At 59.1% G+C, this 8,702-nt stretch carries 9 protein-coding genes; all 9 read right to left on the bottom strand.

Annotation, left to right across the window (positions count from 1 at the left end):
- Positions 1–119: 119 nt before the first annotated feature.
- The gene (locus D779_RS22525; RefSeq protein WP_157726497.1) at positions 120–326 is read right to left on the bottom strand and encodes a hypothetical protein; all 207 of its coding nucleotides are present in this window, start codon (positions 324–326) and stop codon (positions 120–122) included.
- On the bottom strand, positions 298–714 hold the full coding sequence (locus D779_RS20660; protein WP_043758376.1) for a DUF5681 domain-containing protein: 417 nt from the start codon (positions 712–714) through the stop codon (positions 298–300). Before D779_RS20660 ends, D779_RS22525 begins: the two co-directional genes overlap by 29 nt.
- Before the next feature lie 565 nt (positions 715–1,279).
- Positions 1,280–2,767, bottom strand: coding sequence for a DEAD/DEAH box helicase (locus tag D779_RS20655; protein WP_052348344.1), 1,488 nt, complete (start codon positions 2,765–2,767; stop codon positions 1,280–1,282).
- Positions 2,767–3,849, bottom strand: a complete 1,083-nt coding sequence (locus D779_RS22715; RefSeq protein ID WP_043758372.1) for a hypothetical protein — start codon at positions 3,847–3,849, stop codon at positions 2,767–2,769. Before D779_RS22715 ends, D779_RS20655 begins: the two co-directional genes overlap by 1 nt.
- Entirely contained in the window at positions 3,846–4,430 is a 585-nt protein-coding gene (locus tag D779_RS20645) for a hypothetical protein (RefSeq protein WP_043758369.1), read from the bottom strand. The genes D779_RS22715 and D779_RS20645 overlap by 4 nt, the downstream gene beginning before the upstream one ends.
- Positions 4,423–5,433: a ParB N-terminal domain-containing protein gene (locus tag D779_RS21400; RefSeq protein ID WP_052348343.1), complete on the bottom strand. Its 1,011-nt coding sequence runs from the start codon at positions 5,431–5,433 to the stop codon at positions 4,423–4,425. The genes D779_RS20645 and D779_RS21400 overlap by 8 nt, the downstream gene beginning before the upstream one ends.
- Before the next feature lie 45 nt (positions 5,434–5,478).
- The gene (locus tag D779_RS22710) at positions 5,479–5,742 is read right to left on the bottom strand and encodes a MerR family transcriptional regulator (RefSeq protein ID WP_043758366.1); all 264 of its coding nucleotides are present in this window, start codon (positions 5,740–5,742) and stop codon (positions 5,479–5,481) included.
- A 66-nt stretch (positions 5,743–5,808) separates the two neighbouring features.
- Positions 5,809–6,441 carry a hypothetical protein gene (locus D779_RS20630; protein ID WP_043758362.1) on the bottom strand — a complete coding sequence of 211 codons (633 nt, stop codon included), beginning with the start codon at positions 6,439–6,441 and terminating at the stop codon, positions 5,809–5,811.
- Positions 6,438–7,811 carry a tyrosine-type recombinase/integrase gene (locus D779_RS20625; protein ID WP_052348342.1) on the bottom strand — a complete coding sequence of 458 codons (1,374 nt, stop codon included), beginning with the start codon at positions 7,809–7,811 and terminating at the stop codon, positions 6,438–6,440. The genes D779_RS20630 and D779_RS20625 overlap by 4 nt, the downstream gene beginning before the upstream one ends.
- Between the last annotated feature and the right edge of the window lie 891 nt (positions 7,812–8,702).

Here is an 8,702-nt window from a genome sequence, read left to right as displayed (position 1 = left end):
GGCGTCGTTTAGGTCGTGGTTTTGACTTTGCCATAGCGGAGCCCGTCTGTCTTCACGTCCCCAAGGGAGGAGGAGGGTCTGAACGCTTACCTCCAATTCTTCAACGCGCCTCTTGATAGTCACTGGATACGCTCCGGTTCGATGAATGAAATCATAATTGTCGTGGCCGCTTGAGGTACCGCTGCATGGTTCTCGCAGTCGGCGTCATCAAGACTTGGGATAGGTTGGCCGCATTCCCGGCAGCGAAAAGACAGCGCGATCTTCGACTCGTTCTCGCCCATGCTCCGCTCCAGCTTTTCAATTCTGCTCTCGATCAGATTCGGCATATCGTTTCTCCAATACTTCAATGCGTTTCAGTAGTTCATCAGTCTCGACAATGCGTGCCAATGACCCAATTCCGGTCAAGATCGCCTTACCCTGTTCAGGTGTCGCCATTCCAGCCCCTACAGCGGCCAACACAGCGCGGCCGGATTGTGTCAGGTCATTGTCGAGCGGGATCTGTACGGGCGTATCCTGGGGCCGTAAAGCAGGCATGACGCGATCCAATAGGATCTTGATTGCCTGGACATCGCCCGACTTGGCCTGATCCACCAAAGCCGCCAGCACGTCGGGCAGGTCTTTCTCCAGGGATCGCCGGAGCTTCGTGACCTTATTCTCCGAGCCGAGTTTGCGCCCGGAAGGATTGCCCGACTCGCCGGGTTTGAATCGCGCCATGTTCTGTACTCCTCCTGCACTCAACAGGGCGACAGATCAGACCATCGCCCCTGCTTCGGTCGTTTGCTTACCGTCTTGCGTTCACTTCTGGTACACCCCTCGGTGGTGCATTGACTGCTGTCGCTGCTCGGCTGAACGGATGCGGTGACGAGTCACTCGGCTGATCAGGCGCCTCCTCACTCACTAGCTCGGGCGTCTCGACGCCAACGGGCGTGAATGATTCGACGTTCAAGCCAAGCCAGCCAAGACGCTCAGAAAGCCTCGCTTTGGACAGCGAAACCACAAGGATTGGCTCTTGGCGGTCTTTAAGCGTCACCGCGTACAGCCGCCCCTGAGTGCGCGCTTCGCTGATGATCATGTCCCTATGCCTCGCGCTTCCGTCGTCGCGAAGCACGCCGAAACTTCGGTTGTGGCCCCATAAACTCGGCCGTAGTCGGCGGGCGATCGATTCATCCATGATCGCAATGCCGGAAGAAGATAGTTGTTGCTCGGTGTAAATGGCCCAAGATGATTCTGTCACGGTCGATGCCTCATGTGTTTGTTGAATGATGAATTATCTAACAGCTTAATTAAGATTGCGTCGCTGACTCTTTCTGTATCTGATGTTCTGATGCTGGATGTACCGTTCAATCTCCTGTGTCGGTTCCATTGGTGGAAGGTTGCGCCACTCCCACGGCGCCTCGAAACCTTTGTATTTAGATTTGGTGAGCCAGTAGGCACGGCTTGGGTTTCCGCCCTGCTGGTTCAATAATCCCATGCAGCGTCGATAGAATGTTTTCCGCTCTTCCATAGGCGACTCCCTCTCTATTCCTGCTGCACCAAATTCTATAAGCTCACCGTCGCGATGGATCACATTAGATTTGCGCTGCGGGCGATCCATTCCGCATTCAGGGCATTGCCATTGATCCCGCTCCATGAGTGCGCCGCAATGAGTGCATTTGATGAGCGTATCCCTGTCTTTTTTCTTGCGGACCTCGCCATTTCCTTTCTCGCTGGTGTCGAGATCAGGAACCTCGAAATGAATCGGAAGGCCGTGCTTGAGGGTGTTTCCTGAATGATCGAGGACCACGCAATCGGTCTTATCGGTGGCTCGGCGAATACCTCGGCCCATCTGCTGGATGTGCAGCGACTCGGATAGAGTGGGACGGGCCAATATCAGGCAGGAGGCGTCCGGCACGTCGAAACCGATCCCGAGCACGTTGACCGATGTGAGCATCCGAATCTCGCGGGCCTTGAAGGCGGCGACGATCTCGCGACGTTCATCGTCTGGTGTGTAGGCGTCGATGTGGGCGATGGAGACGCCCACGGCTTCGAAGTCGTCTCGAATGGCTTTGCTGTGCGCGATGGACGCGGCGAAGCAGAGGGTCTGCCTATCCTCTCCGCGCTCCTGCCAGGTGCTCACGATGTCGCCAACAAGCGACTTCTGATTGATCGCCTGCCCGAGATCCGCCTCGGCGTAATCGCCACCTTGGACTTTGACGCCTCGAATAGCATCGGCTACAGCATCCGATGCGGGAGCGAAACCACGGACGGGAACAAGAAATCCATTCTCTGTGAGCCAGCGAATCGACGGACCACGAACGAGATTGGTGAAGTGGCGCCCGAGTCCTTTTCGCAATGGCGTAGCGGATAGGCCGATGAATGGAAGCGCATTCCATCGTTCCATGAGCTTGATATGCGCCTGGTGCAAGATGTGGACCTCGTCAATGATGACGACATGCACCCAATCCGGGGCCGACCGCGCCCGGATGGTCTGGATGCTGGCAACGACCAGATCGTCTTCGCGGCTGTATGACGTGTTCTCGCCTTGGAGCACGCCAACGCGAAGCCCCAGCTCGGCGAACGTCCGAACGGCCTGTTCGACGAGGGCGATCCGATCCACGATGAAGAGGACTCGCTTGCCCTTCTGGACGGCAGAGAGCGCCAGGCGAGCGGCAACAACCGTCTTGCCGAAACCACAAGCACCGGCGAGGACTTGGCGCTTGTGGCCCTGCCGGATGCCGTCGCGTAGCTCCTGGATGACCTGGGCCTGATGCGGATAGAGTTCGTACATCACGCGGCCCTCTTCGGGTGGAACTGTTCGGAGCAGTAGGCATCGGCATCGCCCCAGAGGCGCATCACGTCGCGGATGTCGCGCCCGGCGCAATGGCTGTGCTTGCAGGCGAAACCTGCCCATCCGCCATCCGGCTCGAAAATGACGGCGTCGGAAGCATTCCTCGGCGAGTCGCTGGTGTGCTCATGGCTCCAGGGACAGCGGACGCCATGCTTGTTCCCGGCGAGACGCCCAACGTAGGCGTCATGGGCCTGGAACCAGCGCACCACGTCTAGCGAGGCATAGTCGCCCTTGCCCGAGACGCGGACGGCTGTATGGGGCTCCTGTGGCGTCTGAGAGGCATTCGAGCGAGTCTGACTCGACTGGCGGGCGTAGTAGTTTGCTAATGCCTCGACTTGGCGTGGGTGAACCTGCTTCCAGTCTGACGGAATCCAGCAGATCGATTGCCGGTGAGGGCGGTCCTGGGTATTCGGTCCCTTGCGCTTGCGTGAGCCGTACAGGGCGCACAGACGGGCGGGGTTGCGAACCGTGACATCGAACGTCACCACGTCGTCGGTCAGCTCGGAGTTGAGCCCTTGGTAAATCGTCCGCAGGATCTCGCGCCATTCCTGAGTGCTGGGTAGCGCGGTCCTGTACTGGAGATGCCAGCCGTTACCCGACATCGCCATCAGCGGCAGCGGCCAGCCAATACCGAGCAGACGATCCTTGAGTCCTTTCGCTCGGACCTCGGCTTCCCGTAGTTCGGCGGCGGTGCTGCTGGTGCCCTTGGGTCGCTCAGGATCGAGGTCAAAGAACAGCCGGCTGAACCTCGTCACCACATGGTCTGGCGTTCGGGGTTGCTTCCGGGGATCTACCTGTCGAGCATCGGTGACGTACTCATCCAAAGCGGCAGGGTCGATCCGATGCAGCGTGGTGAAGAGGTTCCCAGTTTTGGACCAATCCTGAGCCTGGGCGAGCATCGCGTCTGCGTCCGTGTGCCATGCGATCCGATCCGGGCCGTGATCGCCCATGTGGCACAGCTCTGCGGTCGCAGCGTCACGGATCAGCCAAGCGAGGTATGTGCGGGTGTCTGCCTGCTTCATGACACCACCTCCTCGATGTCCAGGCCGTTTTCGTCCTGCTCGCGGAATTTGGGCGCTGGGGTGCGCTGTGCCCCCTGGAATGAGGAATAAGGGGATGAGGAAGAACAGGAAGAAGAAGAGGGCTCCCCCCCTGCCTCCCTAGGAGCCTCTGGGGGAGCCTCCCCCCCTGCCTCCCTTAGCAGGCCGTGATAACGCCGGAATAGCTCAACAAGGCGGTTGCTGGGCGGCAAGTCGTCAAGGTGGCGACGGGTGGATTTTACCCACGCGGGATTTTTCTCGATCCCTGTCGTTCCGAGCTTGTCGAGGATATTCCCGGCTCCGCGAATCCATACCAACGGATACTCGACATCGCACCAACCAATATCCGCCAGGGTATCGATGGCGTTTCGTACCTCATCGGGTTCGAGCCCGGTGTCCTCTGCGATTGCACCGACGCTGATTCTGTAAAGCCCGGACAGATGCGCAGTTGGGCCATAGGCCAGATGCAGGAACACACGGAAGTGACCGGCGGGTAATTCCCACAGCTCGTCCTTGATGGATGAGTCCCAGAAATTTCTAGGAAAGAATGCTCCCTTAGCCATTAGTCGCCCCCTCCTTGGTCTCGAACCGAGCCGTGAGCCGATCCAGCACTTTGCGCAGCTCACGAATCAGGGTCTTGGCGTCCGATTCCAGCAGCGCACTATCGACGCGGTAGAGGGCGGAGATTGCGCCAGCGACGCCATGAGCGGCGTGCATTGCATCCTTGGTGGTCGGTCCCTTCAGGACTGGTTGGTCTGCGGGCTTGCTCGACTCTTGGAGCTTCGCCGTCACCGAGCGAATGGCGTCGAGATCATCACCTAGAACGTCCTCAATGACGGGCGGCTCCTGCTGGGGCTCGTCCTGGTGGTCGGACTGCTCCGGTGCTGGCTGGCGCGGCGGAGTTGGGTAGGTCTTACCGTCGGTGCCGATGCGCTTCTGGGTCTCGCCTTCAGGTGCGGAATTTCCGCACCTCGGCAGGTCGCGACGAACAGCGGCAACGGTCTTGTCGGAGACTCCAACTTGCTCGGCTATCCGACGATCCGACCACTGAGACCACTCGGGGTCTCGGAGCAGCGTCTCGACGGCTCGGCGCTTGTCGGCATTTGTCCTGCGCAGACCATGTGCCTTGTTCGCGCCAACAGCGTGGAGCAGGGCGTCACGCCGGGTGCCGTCGAGCTTGATTGCTGGCACCTCGTAGGCCCCGAGCTTCTGGAGTGCTGCGACTCTGTGAAAGCCGTCAGCTACCCATCGAGTGCTGGTCTTGGGGTTAAGGTGGGCGTCGCTGTAAACCGTGATAGGAGCCGACGCGATCCACTCGGCGATGTCGGCCACGTAGGCGTCAACCGTCTCCGGGTCGAGCCCTCCCGCGCGCTGCTGAATGTCATCGTCCAGCGTCAGGCCGTGAATTGGGAGCTTGATCGGGGAGGAATTGCCGGGGACCTTGGTCTCGCCGATGTTGGGCTTGAGGCTGATCCCTTTGCGGGCGGGTGATGTATAATTAGCCACGACGGCGCTCTCCCTTGCCTTGGTGTCCGTCGATTCCGCTCTTGCTTCGCTTCGCAGCATCCGCGCCTCGGTCCCGCCAGACCGGGGCGCAATCGTTTCTGGACCTCATTGGGCGCCTCCTGCCAGCCGCGTCTCTCTCTCGGCGGCTATTCTGTTGGCAATGAAGCGTTCAAGAGCCGCGTGCGTGACATAACGACGCGATCCGACCGTGTAGGTCTCAAGCTCGCCCTCTTCGATCAGCTCATAGCCTTTAGTGCGGCCGACCGCAATCTTCTTGAGACCGACATCGAGAGGGTAGGCGATTTGAGTGGTGCCTCCTGCCAGGAAGGGCAGGGGGTGTGCTGGAGATTGGATGGCTTGTTGCTGCATCGTTCGCGCCTCATCGTGTGAACATGGGCGGAACGATAGGGCGGGTTTTCGGCAGATAACACGGGGCTACTTATCTGCCGAAATTCGGAAGGGGAACGGATTGATGCTCTTGCGGATCTCGTCCAAGGTCTCGGCCGAAGAATTGGCCCACAAACCCAAGTCAGGCGGGCATCGATTCAGCGCTTGCTGGACGCGCCGAAGACTGCAACCGAACCAGTTGGCAACCTTCTTCTTCGCGCGCGTCCGCTTGCCGCGACCGGGATCTTTGATCTCGAGCAGTGCAACACACGCAGACATCTGCACGTCGCGCTCGAGGCTAATCCACTCCGTTTCAGAAGGCCGATGTGGCGGGTTCGCCCATCCGAATGCCTGATCCGGGCGAATGACTTGAAGAGTTTTCCGTGGCTCCTCGGCATCCCCGCTTTGTCCTGTCATCCGCAAGGCGACGATGCGCGCGAACCATGCTGAGTATTCTTCGAGTCTGACGGCGCCATCCCAATCCCGGAAGAGCGCATCCTCGATATTCACATTGCGCGGGAATACGGTATCAATGTAGTGCTGTCCTGCCCACGCGAAAAAGAGGCAAAGGCGCTCGAATGCCTCTTTGACCACTTCGGGCTCATCGCTACGCTCAAAGATTCGCAGAAGGCTATCAAGCTCCTCGCGACAAAGCTCCTGATGTGGCTCTGATGCGTTCATCCCGCTACCTTCGCGAACGACACCACATTCGAGACCGCCTCGCCCGTCTGGATCGCCTCAAGGTGTCGTTCCCAAGCGAGCAGGGCTTCTCGCTTCTCGTCGATGAAGCCGTACCTTTCATAGTGTTTGCCCTGTACTCCGCCTAGGCCATGCGAGAGCAAAACCGCCCGGACATCGCGGCTGATCCGCAATCGCTGCAACTCGGTTTCCACTGTTCGTCGCACGTCACGCAGATTGAACGCAGGTATCCCTAGCTCGGTGGCAATCTCCACTGTCCGCTTTCCAGGTGTGCTATCGACAACCCGAGCCCCGCCGATGCTCAAAAATAGGGATGGGTCCGGTTCGTTTGACCGCTCACGCGCGCGCTGAATCAACCCCTCGACCAACTCGGCCCCGCGTGGTCCAAGGGGCAAAAGATGCTCTCGGGCATCGGTTCGTTGGCCTTTGCCGTCCCAGAGTCGCAGAATCCCGTGGTCCCAATCACTCACTGTCGCCCGCAACAGTTGCGCCATACGCTGCCCCCCGGCCAGCAGCGCCAGTCGGAGCGCCTGGTCCACGATGCCATCGTCCAGCGAATCGAGGTATCCAGCTAGTTCGGCATGAGTCAGGAGTCTATTACCCGCACGGACGGGGATTGCTTCAATCCCTGATACCGGATTCGCCTTGATGTCGAACCCTTTGAAGTCCGCAGTTGGCTCTGTACTCAACCTGGCTTTGATTGCCGCGTTGAACGCAGCATTGAGATAGGAGCGCACGATTCCCGCCGTTCGATCTTTGCCTTGCTGCCTGATGTTCGTCAGCATGTCGGCAATCTGTTCGGCCTGGATCTCGTTTGCTACCAGATTGGCAAGGTCAGGATTTGCCCCGTGCAGATGGACCCGGAACGCGGCTCGTGCATCCTTGGCGCCCTTGGTCTTGCCTTTGGCTTCCAGCATTCCGCAGTAGGCATTGGTAAGTGCTCCCAATGTGAACCTTGCCCGTGCCTCGACTTCTGCCTGAGCGGCTTTCTGTGCTTGTCGAGTAGCTTCCTCTGCGTCCCGCTTGGCCTGTTCCTCGGCTTCCAGGTGGCCGCGAATGTTCTTCACGCCAGATTGATACAGCCGACGCCACTCGTCCGCCTTGGCGCGGATCTCGTCCAGCGTCATACCGTCCCTGCCTTTCTCGTCCCACTGCCCGATAGCGAGCGTGTCTCGCTTGCCGCTGGCTGGCGCATATCTGAAGTAGCCTCGAACGATCTTGCCAACCGCCCGAAAGAGCAGGGTGCCCGCTCCTCGCTTGCCGTCGTCGGGCAGCCAAGAGACCGGCTTACCGTCGTCCCGCTTGAGATTGCCGGCCTTGAGCGCCCGCAGTTCCGCGACCTTGACCGCCATAATCGCCCCCCGACTCGCTGATTTTCGTTGCCGTCTGGTTGCCGTTAGTCGCTGGTTGTTGGCGAATGTCTACGAACGGCAACGAACATATGATAGCACTAAATGGCTATTTTTGAAGGCTTTTGAAGTGCGTGCGTGTTCGCGGGATTTCGGGGGTGTTCAGTAGAATCTGATTTGTAATCAGTAGGTCGTCGGTTCGAATCCGTCCGCCAGCTCCATAAAATCAAACACTTAAGTGGCATCCTGGCTTGGCTTTTTTCTCATGCCACAGTTTTGCCCCAGTTCAGCATCGATTTCGGCTCTTTCGGGTCCAAACGCCAAAAGCCAGCCGTCCGAAATAAAGCCACCACTCCGACCAAACCCACCACGTCGCCCGCTGCGACTTCCGTGACTCTGCGGCTTTCGCGATCCTGCGACTCGCAATGGGAAGGTGAGACCTCAGAGACGAGGAATCCGCCATGCGTGCGGGTCATGAAACGACTTGGGCGATTCGGGTATGCCCACCTCTCACGCCATTGCCCACCACCGCAGCTGGTGTAGGGCTACGGCCAGAGCTCATCCGCGAGAACGTTGTCGATGTGAAGCGAGGCAACTGACTGTCAGGGAAATCTGATCGCAGTTTCAGCACTGTCTGACGAAGACTTGCAGAGCCCCCTGATATTTTTTGCGATATCTGCTGTGTCATTTTGGCCGTGTGACGCCTTGACGGGATCTTGCGAATACGCGCCTTCATCGTCGATGAAATTGTGGGTCGTTTCTAGACGGGCGCTCGAAATGCTCGGAGCCCTGACGGCTATTCCCATGGCTTTACCCATAACTCGCCCCTGCAGAGCGCTGAGCCTCAAGAGCGAGCACGAAATCAGCCGCGCGCTGCAGCCCGATCCACAGGGA

It is taken from the genome of Imhoffiella purpurea (assembly GCF_000585215.1).
GTDB lineage: Bacteria > Pseudomonadota > Gammaproteobacteria > Chromatiales > Chromatiaceae > Imhoffiella > Imhoffiella purpurea.
Note: the sequence above shows the minus strand (reverse complement) of the source record. Positions and strands in the feature narration are given on the sequence as shown.

Bases quoted from the DNA above. Each gene is read 5' to 3' on its own strand.
- D779_RS22525 (WP_157726497.1), bottom strand. From the start codon at position 326: ATGCCGAATCTGATCGAGAGCAGAATTGAAAAGCTGGAGCGGAGCATG.
- D779_RS20660 (WP_043758376.1), bottom strand. From the start codon at position 714: ATGGCGCGATTCAAACCCGGCGAGTCGGGCAATCCTTCCGGGCGCAAA.
- D779_RS20655 (WP_052348344.1), bottom strand. From the start codon at position 2,767: ATGTACGAACTCTATCCGCATCAGGCCCAGGTCATCCAGGAGCTACGC.
- D779_RS22715 (WP_043758372.1), bottom strand. From the start codon at position 3,849: ATGAAGCAGGCAGACACCCGCACATACCTCGCTTGGCTGATCCGTGAC.
- D779_RS20645 (WP_043758369.1), bottom strand. From the start codon at position 4,430: ATGGCTAAGGGAGCATTCTTTCCTAGAAATTTCTGGGACTCATCCATC.
- D779_RS21400 (WP_052348343.1), bottom strand. From the start codon at position 5,433: ATGCTGCGAAGCGAAGCAAGAGCGGAATCGACGGACACCAAGGCAAGG.
- D779_RS22710 (WP_043758366.1), bottom strand. From the start codon at position 5,742: ATGCAGCAACAAGCCATCCAATCTCCAGCACACCCCCTGCCCTTCCTG.
- D779_RS20630 (WP_043758362.1), bottom strand. From the start codon at position 6,441: ATGAACGCATCAGAGCCACATCAGGAGCTTTGTCGCGAGGAGCTTGAT.
- D779_RS20625 (WP_052348342.1), bottom strand. From the start codon at position 7,811: ATGGCGGTCAAGGTCGCGGAACTGCGGGCGCTCAAGGCCGGCAATCTC.